Source organism: Streptomyces misionensis, from assembly GCF_007896895.1.
Classification (GTDB): domain Bacteria; phylum Actinomycetota; class Actinomycetes; order Streptomycetales; family Streptomycetaceae; genus Streptomyces; species Streptomyces misionensis_A.
This window is the reverse complement of sequence record NZ_VOGW01000199.1, coordinates 55,566-73,701: the sequence shown is the minus strand read 5'-3', so window position 1 is coordinate 73,701 and position 18,136 is coordinate 55,566. Positions and strand designations below refer to the sequence as shown.

16 protein-coding genes and 1 pseudogene are annotated in these 18,136 nt (G+C 71.9%); 3 read left to right on the top strand and 14 right to left on the bottom strand.

The window, feature by feature from the left end; genetic code table 11:
* Positions 1-131 precede the first annotated feature (131 nt).
* Positions 132-1,997: a ricin-type beta-trefoil lectin domain protein gene (locus tag FRZ03_RS36900; protein ID WP_146469431.1), complete on the top strand. Its 1,866-nt coding sequence runs from the start codon at positions 132-134 to the stop codon at positions 1,995-1,997.
* A gap of 167 nt (positions 1,998-2,164) precedes the next feature.
* Positions 2,165-2,764, top strand: a complete 600-nt coding sequence (locus tag FRZ03_RS36895) for a GOLPH3/VPS74 family protein (RefSeq protein WP_146469430.1) — start codon at positions 2,165-2,167, stop codon at positions 2,762-2,764.
* A 28-nt stretch (positions 2,765-2,792) separates the two neighbouring features.
* On the opposite strand, the gene cimA is transcribed toward FRZ03_RS36895, so the two are convergent.
* The 14 genes from cimA to FRZ03_RS36830 form a co-directional block, all read right to left on the bottom strand.
* Positions 2,793-4,403 (bottom strand): citramalate synthase, encoded by a 1,611-nt coding sequence (cimA, locus tag FRZ03_RS36890; protein ID WP_146469429.1) that lies wholly within the window; start codon positions 4,401-4,403, stop codon positions 2,793-2,795.
* Positions 4,404-4,688: 285 nt separating this feature from the next.
* Positions 4,689-6,017, bottom strand: coding sequence for an MFS transporter (locus tag FRZ03_RS36885; protein WP_146469428.1), 1,329 nt, complete (start codon positions 6,015-6,017; stop codon positions 4,689-4,691).
* Positions 6,018-6,055: 38 nt separating this feature from the next.
* Positions 6,056-6,664 (bottom strand): TetR/AcrR family transcriptional regulator, encoded by a 609-nt coding sequence (locus tag FRZ03_RS36880; RefSeq protein WP_146469427.1) that lies wholly within the window; start codon positions 6,662-6,664, stop codon positions 6,056-6,058.
* Entirely contained in the window at positions 6,661-6,831 is a 171-nt protein-coding gene (locus FRZ03_RS39655; RefSeq protein WP_186785817.1) for a hypothetical protein, read from the bottom strand. Before FRZ03_RS39655 ends, FRZ03_RS36880 begins: the two co-directional genes overlap by 4 nt.
* Positions 6,832-6,840: 9 nt before the next feature.
* Positions 6,841-7,335 carry a nuclear transport factor 2 family protein gene (locus FRZ03_RS36875; protein ID WP_261399494.1) on the bottom strand — a complete coding sequence of 165 codons (495 nt, stop codon included), beginning with the start codon at positions 7,333-7,335 and terminating at the stop codon, positions 6,841-6,843.
* Positions 7,336-7,368: 33 nt separating this feature from the next.
* The gene (locus FRZ03_RS36870) at positions 7,369-8,418 is read right to left on the bottom strand and encodes an agmatine deiminase family protein (protein WP_146469426.1); all 1,050 of its coding nucleotides are present in this window, start codon (positions 8,416-8,418) and stop codon (positions 7,369-7,371) included.
* 22 nt (positions 8,419-8,440) lie between these two features.
* Positions 8,441-10,165 carry an urease subunit alpha gene (locus FRZ03_RS36865; RefSeq protein WP_146469425.1) on the bottom strand — a complete coding sequence of 575 codons (1,725 nt, stop codon included), beginning with the start codon at positions 10,163-10,165 and terminating at the stop codon, positions 8,441-8,443.
* Positions 10,162-10,866, bottom strand: coding sequence for an urease subunit gamma (ureA, locus tag FRZ03_RS36860; protein ID WP_146469424.1), 705 nt, complete (start codon positions 10,864-10,866; stop codon positions 10,162-10,164). The genes FRZ03_RS36865 and ureA overlap by 4 nt, the downstream gene beginning before the upstream one ends.
* A 183-nt stretch (positions 10,867-11,049) precedes the next feature.
* Complete coding sequence (locus tag FRZ03_RS36855) at positions 11,050-12,138, bottom strand: branched-chain amino acid aminotransferase (RefSeq protein ID WP_146469423.1); 1,089 nt, start codon at positions 12,136-12,138, stop codon at positions 11,050-11,052.
* A 243-nt stretch (positions 12,139-12,381) separates the two neighbouring features.
* Positions 12,382-13,425: a 3-isopropylmalate dehydrogenase gene (locus FRZ03_RS36850; RefSeq protein ID WP_146469422.1), complete on the bottom strand. Its 1,044-nt coding sequence runs from the start codon at positions 13,423-13,425 to the stop codon at positions 12,382-12,384.
* 102 nt (positions 13,426-13,527) lie between these two features.
* A complete protein-coding gene (locus FRZ03_RS40885; protein ID WP_146469421.1) occupies positions 13,528-13,659 on the bottom strand; it encodes a hypothetical protein in 132 nt (43 codons plus the stop codon).
* A gap of 239 nt (positions 13,660-13,898) precedes the next feature.
* Positions 13,899-14,444, bottom strand: coding sequence for a GNAT family N-acetyltransferase (locus FRZ03_RS36840; protein WP_146469420.1), 546 nt, complete (start codon positions 14,442-14,444; stop codon positions 13,899-13,901).
* A 201-nt stretch (positions 14,445-14,645) separates the two neighbouring features.
* Positions 14,646-16,277: an L-glutamate gamma-semialdehyde dehydrogenase gene (gene pruA / locus FRZ03_RS36835; protein ID WP_146469419.1), complete on the bottom strand. Its 1,632-nt coding sequence runs from the start codon at positions 16,275-16,277 to the stop codon at positions 14,646-14,648.
* A gap of 38 nt (positions 16,278-16,315) precedes the next feature.
* Positions 16,316-17,242 carry a proline dehydrogenase family protein gene (locus FRZ03_RS36830; RefSeq protein ID WP_146469418.1) on the bottom strand — a complete coding sequence of 309 codons (927 nt, stop codon included), beginning with the start codon at positions 17,240-17,242 and terminating at the stop codon, positions 16,316-16,318.
* A 165-nt stretch (positions 17,243-17,407) separates the two neighbouring features.
* On the opposite strand from FRZ03_RS36830, the pseudogene FRZ03_RS36825 reads away from it, so the two are divergent.
* Positions 17,408-18,136, top strand: a pseudogene (locus FRZ03_RS36825) (PucR family transcriptional regulator); the annotation flags it as partial.

Sequence of the window (18,136 nt, the reverse complement as noted above, 5' to 3'; positions counted from 1 at the left end):
TTCCCTCGGCTCTCATGGTTCACTCATGGCTTAGCTCACGGCGTGAGTTAACTGACGCCTCCCCAACTCGTCAAGATGGCCCACCCGTTGGCGACCCCACCCTGTCGACCCGAGAGGAAGGGCGACGCACCATGAGGAGATCCCCCCGCGCGGTCCGGCTGCTGCTGGCCGGACTGCTCTCCGCCGCCGGCTTCACCGCGGCCGTTCCCCCCGCACACGCGGCCGGCGAGCAGGTCACGGCCTGGCTCACCACCACCGACGACTCCGCCGGACGCCATGTGGTCCGCGGCCTCCAGGCCCAGACGCCGTTCTCGTTCCAGTCGGGGACGGGCGGCGGCGGCACGAACATCACCGTGGACGAGAACACCCGCTACCAGACCTTCACCGGCGGCGGCGCCTCCTTCACGGACACCGCCGCCTGGCTGCTGAACAGCAGCGGCGCGCTGTCCCAGACGACCCGGGACGCGACCATGCGCAAGTTGTTCTCGCCGACGGACGGCATCGGGCTGTCGTTCCTGCGCAACCCGATGGGCGCCTCGGACCTCGCGCGCTACGGCTACACGTACGACGACGTACCGGCCGGGCAGTCGGACCCGGGCCTCGCCGCGTTCTCGATCGCGCACGACCTCGCCGACGTCGCGCCGCTCACCAGGCAGGCGCTCCAGCTCAACCCGTCCCTGACGGTGATGGCCTCGCCCTGGACCGCCCCGGCCTGGATGAAGGACAGCGGCTCGCTCAACGGCGGCTGGCTGAAGGCGGAGGACTACGCCGCCTACGCCGCCTACTTCGTCAAGTACCTCCAGGCGTACCAGGACCAGGGGGTCAAGGTCTCGTACGTGACCCCGCAGAACGAGCCGACCTGCTGCTCCGGCTACCCCTCGATGAGCTGGAACGCCAGTGGGCTGTCGTACTTCCTCAAGACCGATCTGCTGCCCCGGCTGCAGTCGGCCGGCCTGAGCACCAAGGTCCTGGTCCACGACTGGAACTGGGACGGCTACGACTCCTGGGCCGCCCCGCTGGTGGACGACACGGCGATCCGCAACCACCCCAACTTCGGCGGCATCGCCTGGCACGGCTACGGCGGTGACGTCGGCGAGCAGACCACCGTCCACAACGCGTACCCCTCGGTGGACGCCTTCGACACCGAGCACTCCGGCGGCACCTGGATCGCCGACCAGCAGCGCGAGGACATGTCCGACATCATCGACTACACCCGCAACTGGGGGAAGTCGGTGACCAAGTGGTCCCTGGCGGTGGACCAGAACATGGGCCCGCACAACGGCGGGTGCGGCACCTGCACCGGGCTGGTCACCGTGCACAACGGGGACGGGCGGAGCGGGACCGTCGACTACACCGTCGAGTACTACGACATGGGCCAGCTGACCAAGTTCGTCCGCCCCGGCGCCCAGCGGATCGCCTCCACGGCGTCCACCACGGTGCCGAACGTGGCCTGGCGCAACCCCGACGGCAGCAAGGCGCTGATCGCCTACAACGGCTCCTCCGCCGCGCAGACGGTGACCATCGACTGGGGCTCGCAGCACGCCACTTACCCGCTGCCCGCGAAGACCTCCGCCACCTTCACCTGGTCCGGCGCCCAGAGCGGCGGCGGCGCCCGCTCCGGCTCCTTCGTCGGCCTGGCCGGCAAGTGCCTGGACGTGGCGGGCGCCTCCAACGCCAACGGCACGGCCGTCCAGCTCTACGACTGCAACGGCACCGCCGCCCAGCAGTGGACCGTCATGGCCGACGGTTCCGTCCAGTCGCTCGGCAAGTGCCTGGACGTGACCTCGGGCTCGACGGCCGACGGGGCCAAGGTGCAGCTCTACGACTGCAACGGCACCGGCGCCCAGCAGTGGTCGTACGACGCCGCCACCCACGACGTGGTGAACCTCGCCGCGAACAAGTGCCTGGACGTCACCGACAACTCCTCGGCGAACGGCGCCCGCGCCCAGATCTGGTCGTGCACGGGCGCGGCCAACCAGAAGTGGCAGTTGCAGTGACGCGCGGCCGGGGGGCGGCCGGGGGACACTGAGGGAGACCGGCGTTCCCCGGCCGGACCATCGACCGCCGAGTCGGAGCAGGCGGCCTCGGCGTGTGGCGCGCCGCCGGGGCCGAGCCGCATGCGAGGGTGCTCGGTACGCTGTCGCCCCGGCTTCCTGGAGCCCTCATGACCACACCGCAGGATCTGTTCCTCGTCAGTGTCGACGTCCCCGGCGAGCGCCCCGTCGAGCAGGGGGATCTGTCGCTGGCCCTCGCGGGGGCCGAGCTGATCGATCTGCTCGGGACACGGGCGGTCACCCTGGACGGCGAGCGCATCGTGCCCGGCCCGGTGCTGACCACCGGTGACCGGATGCTGGACGAGGCGGGGGCGGCGCTGGTGCGCGAGGAGCCGTACGAGACGGTCGAGGACTGGCTGTGGCGCCGGGGGCGCGGGCTGGCCGGGGCCTACCACGACTTCCTGGACACCGAGGGGCAGCTCACCGGGAAGCGGCGGCGCTGGCTGCCCCGCCCGGCCGAGACGCCCCGGGCCGACACCCCCGCGCGGCGGCGCGCGGCCGACCGCTGGTGGTCCCACGAGCCCGTGCTGGCCGGTCTCGCCGACCCGCTGGGCATCGGCGAGGACCGGCCAAAGGCGCAGGAGTACACCGACGAGGCGGTCCTCACCGTGCTGACCGCCGTCGGCGACGCGGTGACGGAGCTGACGGCCGTGCGGGAGCGGCGGCGCATCGAGAACGCCGCCTTCGACAACATCTGGCGGGCGCCCTGACCGCCGCACCCGCGCGGCGCGCCGCCGACTACGCGGCCGGTGCCACGCCGGCCCGCAGCAGCCCGTACGTGTACGCGTCCTCCAGCGCCTGCCAGGACGCGGCGATGACGTTGTCCGCCACGCCGACCGTGGACCACTCGCCGGTGCCGTCCGAGGTGGAGATGAGCACGCGGGTGGTGGAGGAGGTGCCGTGCCGGCCCTCCAGGATGCGGACGCGGTAGTCGACCAGCTGGAGGCCGGCCAGCTCCGGGTAGATCTTCTCCAGGGCGACGCGCAGGGCGCGGTCGAGGGCGTTGACCGGGCCGTTGCCCTCGGCGGTGGCGACGATCCGCTCGCTCTTGGCCCACAGCTTGACCGTGGCCTCGTTGGCGTGGCTGCCGTCGGGGCGGTCCTCGGTGATGGCCCGCCAGGACTCGACGTCGAAGTACTTCAGCGCCCTGCCCTCGACCTCGCCGCGCAGCAGCAGCTCGAAGGAGGCGTCGGCCGCCTCGTACGTGTAGCCCTTGAGCTCGTGCTCCTTGACGCGGGCGACCACGCGCCCGATCAGCTCGCGGTCGCCGCCGAGGTCGACGCCGAGTTCCTTGCCCTTGAGCTCGATGGAGGCGCGGCCGGCCATGTCGGAGACCAGCATCCGCATGGTGTTGCCGACCAGCGCGGGGTCGATGTGCTGGTACAGGTCCGGGTCGACCTTGATCGCGGAGGCGTGCAGGCCGGCCTTGTGCGCGAAGGCGGAGACGCCCACGTACGGCTGGTGGGTGGAGGGGGTGAGGTTGACGACCTCCGCGATGGCGTGCGAGATCCGGGTCATCTCCCGCAGCCGGCCCTCCGGCAGCACCTTCTTGCCGTACTTCAGCTCCAGGGCGGCGACCACCGGGAAGAGGTTGGCGTTGCCGACGCGCTCGCCGTAACCGTTGGCGGTGCACTGCACGTGGGTGGCGCCGCCGTCGACCGCGGCCAGGGTGTTGGCGACCGCGCAGCCGGTGTCGTCCTGGGCGTGGATGCCGAGCCGGGCGCCGGTGTCGGCGAGCACGGTGGCGACGACCGCGTGCACCTGGGCGGGCAGCATGCCGCCGTTGGTGTCGCACAGGACGACCACATCGGCGCCGGCCTCCGAGGCCGCGCGGACGACGGCCTTGGCGTACTCGGGGTTGGCCCGGTAGCCGTCGAAGAAGTGCTCGCAGTCCACGAACACCCGGCGGCCCTGCTCGCGCAGGTGGGAGACGGTGTCGCGGACCATCTCCAGGTTCTCGTCCAGGGTGGTGCGCAGCGCCATCTCGACATGCCGGTCGTGCGACTTGGCGACCAGGGTGATCACCGGGGCGCCGGACTCCAGCAGCGCTCTGACCTGGGGGTCGTCGGCGGCCTTGGCGCCGGCGCGGCGGGTGGCGCCGAAGGCGACCAGCTGGGCGTGGCGGAACTCGATCTCGTCCTTGGCACGGGCGAAGAACTCCGTGTCGCGGGGGTTGGCGCCGGGCCAGCCGCCTTCGATGAAGCCGACGCCGAAGTCGTCCAGGTGCCGGGCGATGGCGAGCTTGTCCGCGACGGTGAGGTTGATGCCCTCCCGCTGCGCTCCGTCGCGCAGCGTCGTGTCGAAGACGTGGAACGAGTCGTCGAGCTCGCTGGTTGCCGTCTCGGTCATGGTCTCAGGACTCCTGTTGTGAATCTTCGGTCTTACCGGAATGACCGGCTCCACCGTCCCCCCAATACTCCCCCGCGCTCGGTTCACGGCTGAAGGTGGGCCGTAAAACGAAAAAACCCCTCGCGGATGCGAGAGGTCTGCGCGCGGGTCGAGGACGACGGTGGCCACCCGCACCTGGTTGTACGAGATGGTCACTGCGGACCGGCGCGCCTGCTGCCGATAATCATGGCGAACATGAGCACGGGGGCAGTCTGGCACAGCACCGCCCCCGGATCACCGGCCGTCTCAGGATGCGGTCGTCACGCTGGACTCCCCCGCAGTCACGGACCCCTGGCTTGCGGCCAGGTCCAGGTCCTTCGTCTCCCGCATGGCGACGTACACGATCAGCGACACGGCGGCACAGCCCGCCACGTACCAGAAGAATCCGGACTCCATCCCGGCGTTCTTGAACCACAGGGCGACGTATTCGGCGGTGCCGCCGAAGAGGGCGTTGGCGAGGGCGTACGGCAGGGCGACGCCCAAGGCGCGGACACCGGTCGGGAACAGCTCGGCCTTCACACAGGCGTTGATCGAGGTGTAGCCGGTGACGACGACCAGGGCGAGCAGACAGAGGCCGAGGGCGGGCCAGTAGCCCCCGGCGTGCTTGAGCAGGGTCATGACCGGCACGGTGAGGACGGTGGAGCCGATCGCGAAGGTGATCAGCAGCGGCCGCCGGCCGATCCGGTCGGACAGGGCCCCGGCGAGCGGCTGGAGCGCGGCGAAGACGATCAGCGCGGTGAAGGAGACGAGGGTGGCGGTGTCCTTGGACAGGCCGGCCGAGTTGGAGAGGTACTTGGTCAGATAGGTGGTGTACGTGTAGTACGCGACCGTGCCGCCCATGGTGAGCGCGACGACGAGGAACGCCTCGCGCCGGTGCCGCCACAGGGCGCGCAGGGTGCCGCGCTCCTCGGCGGTCGCGGTCCGTCCGGCGTGGGCGGCGTCCTCCTCGTAGATCTCGCTCTCCAGCATGGTGCGGCGCAGGTAGAAGACGACGGCCGCGCCGAGGGCGCCGACGACGAAGGGGATGCGCCAGCCGTAGCCGTGCAGGGCGGAGTCGGACAGGGTGCGCTGGAGGATGATCAGCAGGCCGAGGCCGGCGATCTGGCCGGCGGTCATGGACACGTACTGGAAGCTGGAGGCGAAGCCGCGCCTCCTCGGGTCGGTGGCCTCGGTGAGGTAGGTGGCGCTGGCCGCGTACTCGCCGCCCACCGAGAGCCCCTGGAGCAACCGGGCGACGAGCAGCACGAGGGCGCCGCCGTAGCCGGCGACGGCGTACGTGGGCGCGACGGCGATCAGCACCGCGGAGGCCGACATCAGCGTGACGGTGAGCGTCAGCGCCGCCTTGCGGCCCCTGCGGTCCCCGACCCGCCCCAGCAGCCAGCCGCCGACCGGCCGCATGAAGAAGCCGACCGCGAAGATCCCCGCGGTGTTCATCAGCTGGGCGGTGGGGTTGCCGCTCGGGAAGAACGCCCCGGCGAAGTAGGGGGCGAAACTGGCGTACACGAACCAGTCGAACCACTCGACCATGTTCCCCGCCGAACCGACCCAGATCTTCTTCCAGTGTTGTCGTCCCATGGGCCGTTACCTGCCCGGGGGCCGAGCGGACGATTCCTCTACGCGAGAAGCCCGTCCGCCACGAACTCCCGCACATGTGCCAGCACTTGCTCCCGGTCGGTGCCGCGCAGCCCGATGGCGACGTGGATGGAGAACCCGTCGAGCAGCGCGCGCGTCCTGGTGGCGAAGCGGTCCGCGTCGACCGGCCGGAACTCCCCGCGCGAGATCCCCTCGGCGATCAGCGCGACGAGGTCCCGGTGCCAGGCGCCCTCGATCGCGGCCTGGCGGGCGCGGGCGTCGTCGTCGGCGTTCTGGGACCGGTTCCAGACCTCCAGCCAGAGGGTCCAGTGCGGGTCGCGGTGGCCGTCGGGCACGTACAGGTCGACGTAGGCCTCCAGCCGCTCCCGCGCCGGCGCCGCCCGGGCGAGCAGCCGGGCCCGCTCGGCGCCGAGCCGCCCCTCGCTCCACTCCAGGGTCTGCAGCAGCAGTTCGTCCTTGGACCGGAAGTAGTAGAGCAGGTGGCCGCTGCTCATCTGCACCTCGCGCCCGAGCCCCGCCATGGTGAGCTTCTCCAGACCGCGCTCGGCGATCATGCGCATGGCCGCGGCGAGCAGGTCCTCCCGGGGCGGGGCCGGGGTGCGGCGGCGCGGGGCGGGACTCTCGCTCATGCGGGCACCCTCCGTACGGCGTCGTGCAGGAAGCGGGGCTCGGCGGCCGGCGCCGGGGTGCCCGGCCCGTCCGGGTCCGCGGCGACCGGCCGCTCGGGCAACTCGGGCAGCGGACGCACCGCCCCGCCGGGGCGACGGCCGCGGCACGCGGGGACCAGGAAGTTCACCCGTATGTTCTACCCGACCCGGGGCGCGGTCGGCCCCGCGGTGACCGCCGCGGGCGGCTCGCCCTGTGTCCAGATCGCCCGGACCGCCATCCGGTCGAACCGCCATCCCCCGGCGGTGCGGCGCAGCCCGGCCTCGAAGCGGCCGCCCACCATGAACGGCGCGTCGCCGCGGACGTGCACCATCAGGGCGTTCCAGGAGGCGGTGGCCGTGGTGTCCACGTCGGCGATGATCCCGGAGGCGAGGTGCTGGGTGCGGTCGTAGCGCCCGAGGGCCTCCTCGGTGGCGCGCACGGCGGCGGCGCCGCGGGAGTAGCCCAGCGGGGTCTCCATGCGCGCGTCGTCGGTGAGCAGTCCGGCGGTCCAGCCGGGCGTGAACCGCCGCTCGTCCAGCGCCCGGAAGAACCGGTGGACCAGTTCGCCGATCTCCGCCCGGTCCATCTGGTCCGCCCGGTCAGCGGGCGTCGTCTGTGCCGTCTGCGCCGTCTGTGCCGTCTGTGCCGTCATACGGCGAGCCTGGTCCCTGAAGCGGGCTTGAGGTCAAGGCCGGGCGGGCCTCGGCTGCTGCTGGGTGATGCAGTGGATGCCGCCGCCGGCGGCGAAGATCCGGCGGGCGTCGACCAGGGTGACCGTGCGGTCGGGGAAGAGCCGCTGGAAGAGGGCGGCGGCGGTCTCGTCGCGGGGGTCGTCGAAGGCGCACAGGACGACGCCGTCGTTGCAGAGGTAGTGGTTGATGTAGGAGTAGTCGGCCCAGCGGCCGTCGGCCTCCAGGACCGTGGGCGCGGGGACCTCCACGACCTCCAGGGGGCGGCCGTGCGCGTCGGTCGAGGACCTGAGCAGGCCGATGACCTCCTTGGTGACCTCGTGGTCCGGGTGCGCCGGGTCCGGCTGGTGGTGGGCGACGACGACGCCGGGGCGGGCGAAGGCGGCGACGATGTCGACGTGGCCCAGGGTGCCGTAGCCGTGCGGAGGGTAGTCGGCGCTCAGGCCGCGCGGCAGCCAGATCGCCTTGCGGGTGCCGAGGTGGGCGTGGATCTCGGCCTCGACCTGCTCCTTCGTCCAGTGCGGATTGCGCTCGGGGCCCAGTTGCACGGTCTCCGTGAGCAGCACGGTGCCCTCGCCGTCGACATGGATCGCGCCGCCCTCGTTGACCAGCCGGGAGGCGTACGTCCGCGCGCCCGCGAGTCCGGCGACGTACGAGCCGATCTTCGCGTCGTGCTCCCAGCGGGCCCACTCCTGGGCACCCCAGCCGTTGAACGTCCAGTCCACGGCGGCGAGTTCGCCCCGGTCGGAGGTGAGGAACGTGGGGCCGATGTCGCGCATCCAGGCGTCGTCCAGGTCGCGCTCCACGGTGTCCACGTCCGGGCCGAGCAGCGCCCGTGCCTCGGCCGACCGGCCCGGTCCGCAGACCACGGTGACCGGTTCGAAGCGGCGGATCGCGCGGGCGACCGAGGCCCAGGCGCGCCGGGCGGCGGCCAGCTCCTCGCCGTCGTCGAAGGTGGGGTTGGGGCCCGGCCACGCCATCCAGGTGCGCTCGTGCGGGGTCCACTCGGCGGGCATGCGGAAGCCGTCGGCGGCGGGGGTGCTCATCGGTGCGGGTCCGTTCCGGGGGTCAGAGGAAGTACAGGCGGTTGAGGGAGACGGAGTCGGCGGGCGCCGAGCGCAGCGGGTCGCCGTCGAGGGTGACCAGGCCGGTGCGCTGGTCGACGTCGACCGCTCCGGTACGGGCGTTGAGCCGCAGGTCGGCGGGGCCGATGCCGCGCGTGCCGCGGACCGCGACCCGGCGGCGCCGGGTGGGCATCGTGTCGTTGCCCTGGTCCGCGGCCGCGCGGGCGACGAACGCCACGGAGAGGTCGGCCGCGGTGGCCCCGTACGCCCCGAACTGCGGGCCGAGGACGAGGGGTTCGCAGGTGTCGGTGGCCGCGTTGGGGTCGCCGACGACGCCGTACGCGGGGAAGCCGGACTTGAGGACGAGCTGCGGCTTGGCGCCGAAGTACTCGGGCCGCCACAGCACGATGTCGGCGAGCTTGCCCACCTCGAGGGAGCCGACCTCGTGCGACAGGCCGTGCGCGATGGCCGGGTTGACGGTCAGCTTGGCGATGTAGCGCAGCACGCGGGCGTTGTCGTCGCCCTCGCCGTCCCCCTCCAGCGGGCCCAGTTCGGCCTTCATCTTGCCGGCCATGGCGAAGGTGCGCCGTACCGTCTCGCCCGCGCGGCCCATGCCCTGCGCGTCGGAGGAGGTGATGCCGATCGCGCCCAGGTCGTGCAGCACGTCCTCGGCGCCCATGGTGCTCGCCCGGATGCGGTCGCGGGCCATGGCCGCGTCGCCGGGCAGGTCGGGCTTGAGGTCGTGGACGGAGACGATCATGCCGTAGTGCTCGGCGACCGCGTCCCGGCCGAAGGGCAGGGTGGGGTTGGTGGAGGAGCCGATGACGTTCGGCACCCCGGCCATCTTGAGCACGTTGGGGACGTGCCCGCCGCCGCAGCCCTCGATGTGGAAGGCGTGGATGGTGCGGCCCTCCAGCACCTTCAGGGTGTCCTCGACCGACAGGCACTCGTTCAGCCCGTCGCTGTGCAGGGCCACCTGGACGTCGTGCTCCTCGGCGACCCGCAGCGCGGTGTCCAGCGCGCGGGTGTGGGCGCCCATGTCCTCGTGCACCTTGAACCCTGAGGCGCCGCCCTCGGCCAGCGCCTCGACGAGCGGTGCCTCGTGGGAGGACGAACCCCGGCCCAGGAAGCCGATGTTGACCGGCCAGGCGTCGAAGGCGTTGAAGGCGTGGCGCAGCGCCCAGGGGGAGTTGACGCCGACGCCCCACACCGGTCCGAACTCCTGCCCGATGATCGTGGTCACGCCGGAGGCGAGCGAGGCCTCCATGATGCGCGGCGACAGCAGGTGCACATGGGTGTCGACGGCGCCCGCGGTGGCGATCAGCCCCTCACCGGAGACGATGGACGTGCCCGTGCCGACGACGACGTCCACGCCGTCCAGGGTGTCCGGGTTGCCCGCCCGTCCGATGGCGCTGATCCGGCCTTCCCGGATGCCGATGGACACCTTGCGGATGCCCTGCACCGCGTCGATCACGACCACGTTGCTGATCACGACGTCGCAGGTCTCGCGCACGGCGGCGGCCTTCAGGTGCAGCCCGTCGCGGGCCGTCTTGCCGAAGCCGGCCAGGAACTCGTCGCCGTAGTGCTGGGCGTCGGACTCCACCCGGACGGTCAGGCCGCAGTCGCCGAGCCGGACGCGGTCCCCGGCGCGCGGGCCGTGCGTGGCGGCGTACGCGTGCGGATCGACATGGATCGCCCGGCTGACCTCGCGTCCCTTGGAGCGGCTCATCGGTCCTGTCCTTCCTCGTCCTCGCTGCCGGCTCCCAGATATCCGCAGGCGGCGGCCCGGCGCAGCGCCTCCCGGCGGGCGCCGGGCGCGTCCAGCGGCCCGTCCACCAGCCCGGCGAAGCCGATCGCGATCCGCTCCCCGCCGATCGGCACCAGGCCGACCTCCTCGCTCTCGCCCGGCCCGAAGCGCACGGACGATCCGGCGGGCACGGCGAGCCGCATGCCGTAGGCGGCGGCGCGGTCGAAGTCGAGGCGCGGGTTGGCCTCGAAGAAGTGGAAGTGGGAGGTGACCGAGACCGGCACCGACGCGGTGTTGGTGACGGTGAGCCGGACGGCCGGCTCCGGGTCGGCGTGCGCGGGCCCGGGCAGCAGCGCGCCGGGGGCGTCCTCGCCCAGGCCGCCCCCGATGGGGTCGGAGACCACCGCGAGCCGGGAGCCGTCGTCGAAGACGGCCTCGACCATCACCTCGGTGACCACGTCGGCGACGCCCGGCAGCACGTCCTCGGGACCGAGCACGGAGCGGGCCGCCTCGATGGCCTCCGCGAGCCGCCTGCCGTCGCGGGCGGCCTCGCAGACGGTGTCCGCGATCAGCGCGGTCGCCTCCGGCACGTTCAGCCGCAGCCCGCGGGCGCGACGGGCACGCGCCAGTTCGGCGGCCCCGAAGAGCAGCAGCCGGTCACGTTCCGTGGGGGTCAGTCGCACGGCGCGGCGCCTCCTTCTCGGCAGGGGTTTAGAGCAGCACTCTAAATGGATTGCCGGTGAATGAGAAGGGGGTGGCCAGGACCTGGACAGTGAGGGATCGAACACCGTTCAAGAAACGACGGAGGGCCGCCGCGGCCTCCCGAAGGAGTCCGCGGCGGCCCTGTGCATGCCGGTACGGGCGCGTCAGCCGACGCGGTGCATCCAGCCGTGCTTGTCCTCCTCCATGCCGCGCTGGATGCCGAGCAGGGCCTCGCGCAGCCGCAGGGTGACCTCTCCGGGCGTGCCGTCGCCGTGGGTCCACTCGCCGGACTTGGTCTTGACGTGGCCGATCGGGGTGACCACGGCGGCGGTGCCGCAGGCGAAGACCTCGGTGAGGGCGCCGGAGGCGGCGTCCGCGCGCCACTGCTCCAGGGTGATCACGCCCTCCTCGGCGGTGTAGCCGAGGTCGCGGGCGACCTGGAGGAGGGAGTCGCGGGTGATGCCCTCCAGGATGGAGCCGGTCAGCGCGGGGGTGACGATCCGGTCGCCGTAGACGAAGGCGACGTTCATGCTGCCGCTCTCCTCCACCTTGGTGCGGGTGACCGCGTCGAGGTAGACGACCTGGTCGCAGCCGTGCGCGGCGGCCTCGGCCTGCGGGAGCAGGGAGGCGGCGTAGTTGCCGCCGGTCTTGGCGTCACCGGTGCCGCCGGGGACGGCGCGGACGTGGTCCTCGGAGACCCAGATGGTGACCGGCTGGACGCCGCCGGCGAAGTAGGCGCCGGACGGGGAGGCGATCAGCAGGAACAGGTACTCGTTGGCCGGGTGCACACCGAGCGCGGCCTCGGTGGCGATCATGAACGGGCGCAGGTAGAGGGCCTCCTCGCCGCCGTGCGGCGGAACCCAGTCGGCGTCCTGCGTGAGCAGCGCGTCCAGGGCGGCGATGAACAGCTCCTCCGGCAGCTCGGCCATGGCCATGCGGCGGGCGGAGGTGCGGAAGCGGCGGGCGTTCGCCTCGGGGCGGAACAGCGCGATCGAGCCGTCGGGCTGGCGGTAGGCCTTCAGCCCCTCGAAGATCTCCTGGCCGTAGTGGAGCACGTGGGTGGAGGGGTCGAGGGAGATCGGGCCGTACGGGACGAGCTGGGCGTCGTGCCAGCCGCGGCCCTCGGTCCACCGGATCGTCACCATGTGGTCGGTGAAGTGGCGGCCGAACCCGGGGTTGGCCAGGATCGCCTCGCGCTCTGCGGCGGCGAGGGGGCTGGCGGAGGGCTTGAGCTCGATCGTGGGCATCGTCATGAGTGGTTGTCCTTCACCGGTTGTTGTGACGGGCCGCGCTCACGTCTCGCACCGGCTGGCGACCGGTGCTGGGACGTCCGAGCATTCCCTCATACCGCGGCTCCGCGTTCGATTATCGCGCGGCGCCCCGGCCGACGGAATCGGTGGTGGCGGCCCGGGGGTCGATGGTTCCTACCCGGCGGAGACATGCGGAAGCCGCCGGGTGGTCGTCCGACCCGGCGGCTTCTTGCGTGGAGCGCCGGGTCAGCCGGCTACTCGGGCGGCGAGCGCGTCGCCGATCTCGGACGTGCTGCGGGCGGGCTTGCCGGCGCGCTCGGTGAGGTCGGCGGCGACCGCCGCGTCGATGCGGTCGGCCTCGGCGTCGTAGCCGAGGTGACGCAGCAGCAGGGCGACGGACAGGACCGTGGCGGTGGGGTCGGCCTTGCCCTGTCCGGCGATGTCCGGGGCCGAGCCGTGCACCGGCTCGAACATGGACGGGAACGCGCGGCTCGGGTTGATGTTGCCCGAGGCGGCGACGCCGATGCCGCCGGAGATGGCCGCCGCGAGGTCGGTGATGATGTCGCCGAAGAGGTTGTCGGTGACGATGACGTCGAAGCGCTCGGGCTGGGTGACCAGGAAGATGGTGGCCGCGTCGACGTGCAGGTAGTCGGTGGTGACCTCGGGGAACTCGGCGGCCACCTTGTTGAAGGTGTTCGACCACAGGTGGCCGGCGAAGGTCAGCACGTTGTTCTTGTGGACCAGCGTGAGCTTCTTGCGCGGGCGGGCCTGGGCGCGGGCGAAGGCGTCCCGGACGACGCGCTCGACGCCGTACGCCGTGTTGACGGACACCTCGGTGGCGATCTCGTGCTCCGTGCCCTGGCGGATGGTGCCGCCGTTGCCGGTGTACGGGCCCTCGGTGCCTTCCCGGACGACGATGAAGTCGATCTCCGGCTGCCCGGCGAGCGGGGTGGACACGCCCGGGAGCAGCTTGCTCGGCCGCAGGTTGACGTGGTGGTCGAAGGCGAAGCGGAGCTTGAGCAGGAAGCCGCGCTCCAGGACGCCGGAGGGCACGGACGGGTCGCCGAGGGCGCCGAGCAGGATCGCGTCGTGCCGCCTCAGCTGCTCCAGGTCCGCCTCGGTGAGGGTCTCACCGGTGGCGTGGTAGCGCTTGGCGCCGAAGTCGTACTCCTCGGTCTCCAGCTTCACGTCCCCCGGGAGGACGGCGGAGAGGACCTTGAGACCCTCGGCCACGACTTCCTGGCCGATGCCGTCACCGGGGATCACTGCGAGATTGATGCTGCGAGACATGCGGGCACCCTACTCCTCGTCCCAGGTGATGACACGAGCTGTCCAGGATTCGGACGGCCCGTGTCGGCGCGGCGGCGTGGCGCGAGCGGCGCGGGCGCGGGCTCAGTGGCCGGTCTGGCCGCCGTTGTCCCTGCGGTCGAGGGCGCGCTGGAGGGCGGCGGCGGCGTTCTTGCGGTCGGACTCGCTCGCGTGGGACACGTGGCGGACGCGGCGGCGGACGGTCGTCTCGGCCATGGGAATCGACTCCTCGCATGTGAAGGGTGTTCGAGACGCCGGAGCAGGCGGGGAGCTCCCGGGCCGCAGGGGTTGCCTGCACGGGGCCCGGCTCACGACCGCCAATCGCTGGATCGAGCGAGACGTTCGGCTTCCTCCAAGCTAAGGGAGCGGCCCGCGTCTGTCTGCATCATTACTCGGACTTCCTACTATCTGAGACGGCGAACCGACTCACCCCCTTCTGAGCTGGGCTTTCGCCGTCAGGTCACGTCACCGTCGCGCCAGTCGAAGACCAGTGCGCCGGCGGGATCGAGGGCTCCGGCGGGCGTCGCGGGCCACACGTGGACCCAGCCCTCCGCGTCCGGCATCCGGACGATCCCGCGCTCCGGCGAGAGGGCGTGCACCCGGCCCTCCCACCGCCGCCAGCCCCGGGCGGCGTACAGCCGGGCCCCGTCCTCGCTGGCGGCCAGCGCGCCGAGGTCGTAGGCCCGCTCGATCACCCGCTCCAGCTCCGCCATCACCCGCCCGCCGAGCCCGGTGCGCCGGACGTCGGCGCGTACGGCGACGGCCTCGACGTAGCCGGTGCGCAGCCAGCGTCCCGCGTGCCGCACCCGCCGCAGCACCACCGAGCCGTGCGCGGCGAGCCCGGCCGCGTCCTGGATCAGCACGTGCATCCCACCGAGCCCGTGGTCCCAGTCCTCGTCGGCGAAGTCCCCCTCGAACGCGTCGTCCAACAGGGCTCGGGCGGCGGTGAGTTCGGCGGGGGTGAGGTCGGCGGTGTGGGCGAGACGGATCTGGTCGGCCATGACGGCATTGTTCCCACCGGCCGCTGCGCCGTCGAGGCCTTTGCCGGCGGCGCGACGCGGGCGAGCCGGGGGTGGGCCCGCCTGTCACCGCGCCGCGGGGAATGGGAAACGGGCCGGGAATCCCGCTCGGGGAATTGGAAACGGGCCGGGAAGCCTGCTCGGTGGCAGACTTCCCGGCCCGTCGCTCGGGTGGGGCGAGGATCAGCCCATGTGCGGGTACGTGTAGTCGGTCGGGGCGACCAGGGCCTCCTTGATGGCGCGGGTCAGCGTCCAGCGCAGGAGGTTCTGGGGGGCACCGGCCTTGTCGTTGGTGCCGGAGGCGCGGCCGCCGCCGAAGGGCTGCTGGCCGACGACGGCGCCGGTCGACTTGTCGTTGATGTAGAAGTTGCCCGCGGCGAAGCGGAGCTTCTCCATCGTGTAGGCCGCCGCCGCGCGGTCGTTGGCGATGACCGAGCCGGTGAGGGCGTAGTCGGAGACGGACTCCATCTGGGTCAGCATCTCGTCGTACTTGTCGTCCTCGTAGACGTACACGGCGAGGATCGGGCCGAAGTACTCGGTCGTGAAGACCTCGTTCTCCGGGTCGGTGCACTCGATGACGGTCGGGCGGACGAAGTAGCCGACCGAGTCGTCGTAGCTGCCGCCCGCGACGATGGTGCAGGTCGGGTCGGCCTTGGCACGGTCGATCGCGGCCTTGTTCTTGGCGAAGGAGCGCTCGTCGATGACGGCGCCGATGAAGTTCGACAGGTCCGTCACGTCACCCATGGCGAGCGAGTCGACCTCGGCCGCGAACGCCTCCTTGAAGCCCGAGTTCCAGATGGAGGCCGGGATGTAGGCGCGGGAGGTGGCGCTGCACTTCTGGCCCTGGTACTCGAAGGCGCCACGGGTCAGGGCGGTCTTCAGCACGGCGCGGTCGGCGCTCGGGTGGGCGACCACGAAGTCCTTGCCGCCGGTCTCGCCGACCAGACGCGGGTACGAGCGGTACTTCTCGATGTTGTTGCCGACCGTCTTCCACAGGTACTGGAAGGTCTTGGTCGAACCGGTGAAGTGGATGCCCGCGAGGTCGCGGTGCTCCAGGGCCACCTTGGAGACCTCGATGCCGTCGCCGGTGACGAGGTTGATGACACCCTTGGGCAGACCGGCCTCCTCCAGCAGCTGCATCAGCAGCACGGCGGCGTGGGTCTGGGTCGGGGACGGCTTCCAGACCACCACGTTGCCCATCAGGGCCGGGGCGGTGGGCAGGTTGGCCGCGATCGCCGAGAAGTTGAACGGCGTGATCGCGTAGACGAAGCCCTCCAGCGGGCGGTGGTCCAGCCGGTTCCACACGCCCGGGGAGTTCGCCGGGGGCTGCTCGGCGAGGATCTGACGGGCGTAGTGCACGTTGAAGCGCCAGAAGTCGACCAGCTCACAGGGGCTGTCGATCTCCGCCTGCTGGGCCGTCTTGGACTGGCCGAGCATGGTGGAGGCGGCGATCGTCTCGCGCCACGGGCCGGACAGCAGCTCGGCGGCGCGCAGGATGATCGCGGCGCGGTCGTCGAAGGACATCGCGCGCCAGGCCGGGGCGGCGGCCAGGGCGGCGTCGATCGCGTCCCGGGCGTCCTGCTGGGTGGCGTGCCGGCCGGTGCCGAGGACGGCCTTGTGGTTGTGCGGCTGCACCACCTGGAACGGCTCGCCGCCGCCCAGCCGCTTCTCGCCGCCGATGGTCATCGGCAGGTCGACCGGGTTCTCGGCCAGCTCCTTGAGCTTGGCCTCCAGGCGGGCGCGCTCGGGCGAGCCGGGGGCGTAGCCGTGCACCGGCTCGTTGACGGGGGTGGGGACCTGGGTCACAGCGTCCATGAGATCCGAACTCCTTGTACGTGAGCGGGTGGTGGGGCTCAGCCCTTGCTGACCATGCTGCGCAGGAAGAAGCGCAGGTTCGCCGGCTTCTCCGCCAGACGGCGCATGAAGTAGCCGTACCAGTCCGTGCCGTACGCCGTGTAGACGCGCATGCGGTGGCCCTCGGCGGCCAGTCGCAGGTGCTCGTCGCCGCGGATGCCGTACAGCATCTGGAACTCGTACTCGTCGAGCTTACGACCGGCCTTGTGGGCGAGCTCCTGCGCGATGGAGATCAGGCGGGGGTCGTGGGACCCGATCATCGGGTAGCCCTCGCCCTCCATCAGCGTCTTCAGGATGCGCACGTAGGCCTTGTCGATCTCGTGCTTCTGCTGGTAGGCGACCTCGGCGGGCTCCTTGTAGGCGCCCTTGACCAGGCGGACCCTGCTGCCGGCCTCGGCCAGGCGCTTGGCGTCGGCCTCGGTGCGGAACAGGTAGGCCTGGATCACGCAGCCGGTCTGCGGGAAGTCCTTGCGCAGCTCCTCGTGGATGGCGAACATCGAGTCGAGGGTGGTGTGGTCCTCGGCGTCCAGCGTCACCGTCGTGCCGATCGCGGCGGCGGCCTCGACGACGGGCCGGACGTTGGCGAGCGCCAGCTCGTGGCCGCCCTCCAGCGCCTGGCCGAACATCGACAGCTTCACCGACATCTCGACCTTCTCGCCGAGCTCCAGCTCCTTGAGGTGGTCGATCAGCGCGAGGTAGGCGTCGCGGGCGGCGGTGGCCTGCTCGGGGGTGGTGATGTCCTCGCCGACGACGTCCATCGTCAGCTCCAGGCCCTTGCCCGTGAGGTCCTTGATGATCGGGACGATGTCGGCCACCGTCTCACCCGGGATGAAGCGGTCGACGACCTGCTTGGTCACCGGGGCCGCCGAGATCAGGCGTCGCATCCGGTCGCTGCGCGACGCGGCGAGAATCACGGGACCCAGCACGGGGCACCTCCACAGACAAGCACCAAAAGAGGCCATTACCCGACGTTTCGGGTACGGCACGGAGAACCACCGTGAAACCTACGGACCCCTGTGATCGTCAGCCATCGACAGCTGTCACGCATCCGTGCCCGGGATCTCAGACATCTGTATGAAGATGGCCGGAAAATGGGGGAGAATGCCCGAGTGGCGGCGGATTACAAGGGTGACTACCAGGAGCTGGTGGACGAGATCTCGGAGCTGCTGGGGGTCCCGGCGACCCTGGAGAACCGCGACTTCGAGCTGATCGCCTTCGGCGCGTACGACAGCGACGACGAGCTGGACGCGTCCGCGCTGGACCCGGTGCGCACCCGCTCGATCCTGACCCGGCGCTCCACGACGGCCGTGCGCTCCTGGTTCGAGGGCTTCGGCATCACCCGCGCGACCGGTCCGGTGCGCATCCCGCCGAGCCCCGAGGCCGGGGTCTACCGTGGCCGGATCTGCCTGCCGGTGCGCCATCGAGGGGTCGTCCTCGGCTACGTCTGGCTGCTCGACGGCGACCCGGGCCCGACGGACGCCCAGCTGACGGCGGCGATGCGGGTGGCCGGCCGGATCGGCGCGCTGCTCGCGGACGAGGCGGAGGCCGGGGCGGGCCTGAGCCGTGAGCTGCGGGCGGTCCTCACCGCGGAGAGCGGCTGGCAGCGCGACATGGCGGTGGCCGAGCTGCGTACGGCGCTGGGGCCGCGCGCCGACGGCCCGCACACGCTGGTGTGCGTGGCCCCCTGGCCCTCCCCCGACCCGGACGACGCGCCGTCCGCCCGCTCCATCCCGCACGCGGCGGCACTGTGCACGATCCCCTGGGGCGCGGCGGGGCAGAGCCTGGCGGTCCTGGTACGGCTGCGCTCCACGACGGTGGGC

Coding starts and splice junctions, on each gene's coding strand:
- FRZ03_RS36900 (WP_146469431.1), top strand. CDS start 132: ATGAGGAGATCCCCCCGCGCGGTCCGGCTGCTGCTGGCCGGACTGCTC.
- FRZ03_RS36895 (WP_146469430.1), top strand. CDS start 2,165: ATGACCACACCGCAGGATCTGTTCCTCGTCAGTGTCGACGTCCCCGGC.
- cimA (WP_146469429.1), bottom strand. CDS start 4,403: ATGACCGAGACGGCAACCAGCGAGCTCGACGACTCGTTCCACGTCTTC.
- FRZ03_RS36885 (WP_146469428.1), bottom strand. CDS start 6,017: ATGGGACGACAACACTGGAAGAAGATCTGGGTCGGTTCGGCGGGGAAC.
- FRZ03_RS36880 (WP_146469427.1), bottom strand. CDS start 6,664: ATGAGCGAGAGTCCCGCCCCGCGCCGCCGCACCCCGGCCCCGCCCCGG.
- FRZ03_RS36875 (WP_261399494.1), bottom strand. CDS start 7,335: ATGACGGCACAGACGGCACAGACGGCGCAGACGGCACAGACGACGCCC.
- FRZ03_RS36870 (WP_146469426.1), bottom strand. CDS start 8,418: ATGAGCACCCCCGCCGCCGACGGCTTCCGCATGCCCGCCGAGTGGACC.
- FRZ03_RS36865 (WP_146469425.1), bottom strand. CDS start 10,165: ATGAGCCGCTCCAAGGGACGCGAGGTCAGCCGGGCGATCCATGTCGAT.
- FRZ03_RS36855 (WP_146469423.1), bottom strand. CDS start 12,138: ATGACGATGCCCACGATCGAGCTCAAGCCCTCCGCCAGCCCCCTCGCC.
- FRZ03_RS36850 (WP_146469422.1), bottom strand. CDS start 13,425: ATGTCTCGCAGCATCAATCTCGCAGTGATCCCCGGTGACGGCATCGGC.
- FRZ03_RS40885 (WP_146469421.1), bottom strand. CDS start 13,659: ATGGCCGAGACGACCGTCCGCCGCCGCGTCCGCCACGTGTCCCACGCG.
- FRZ03_RS36840 (WP_146469420.1), bottom strand. CDS start 14,444: ATGGCCGACCAGATCCGTCTCGCCCACACCGCCGACCTCACCCCCGCC.
- pruA (WP_146469419.1), bottom strand. CDS start 16,277: ATGGACGCTGTGACCCAGGTCCCCACCCCCGTCAACGAGCCGGTGCAC.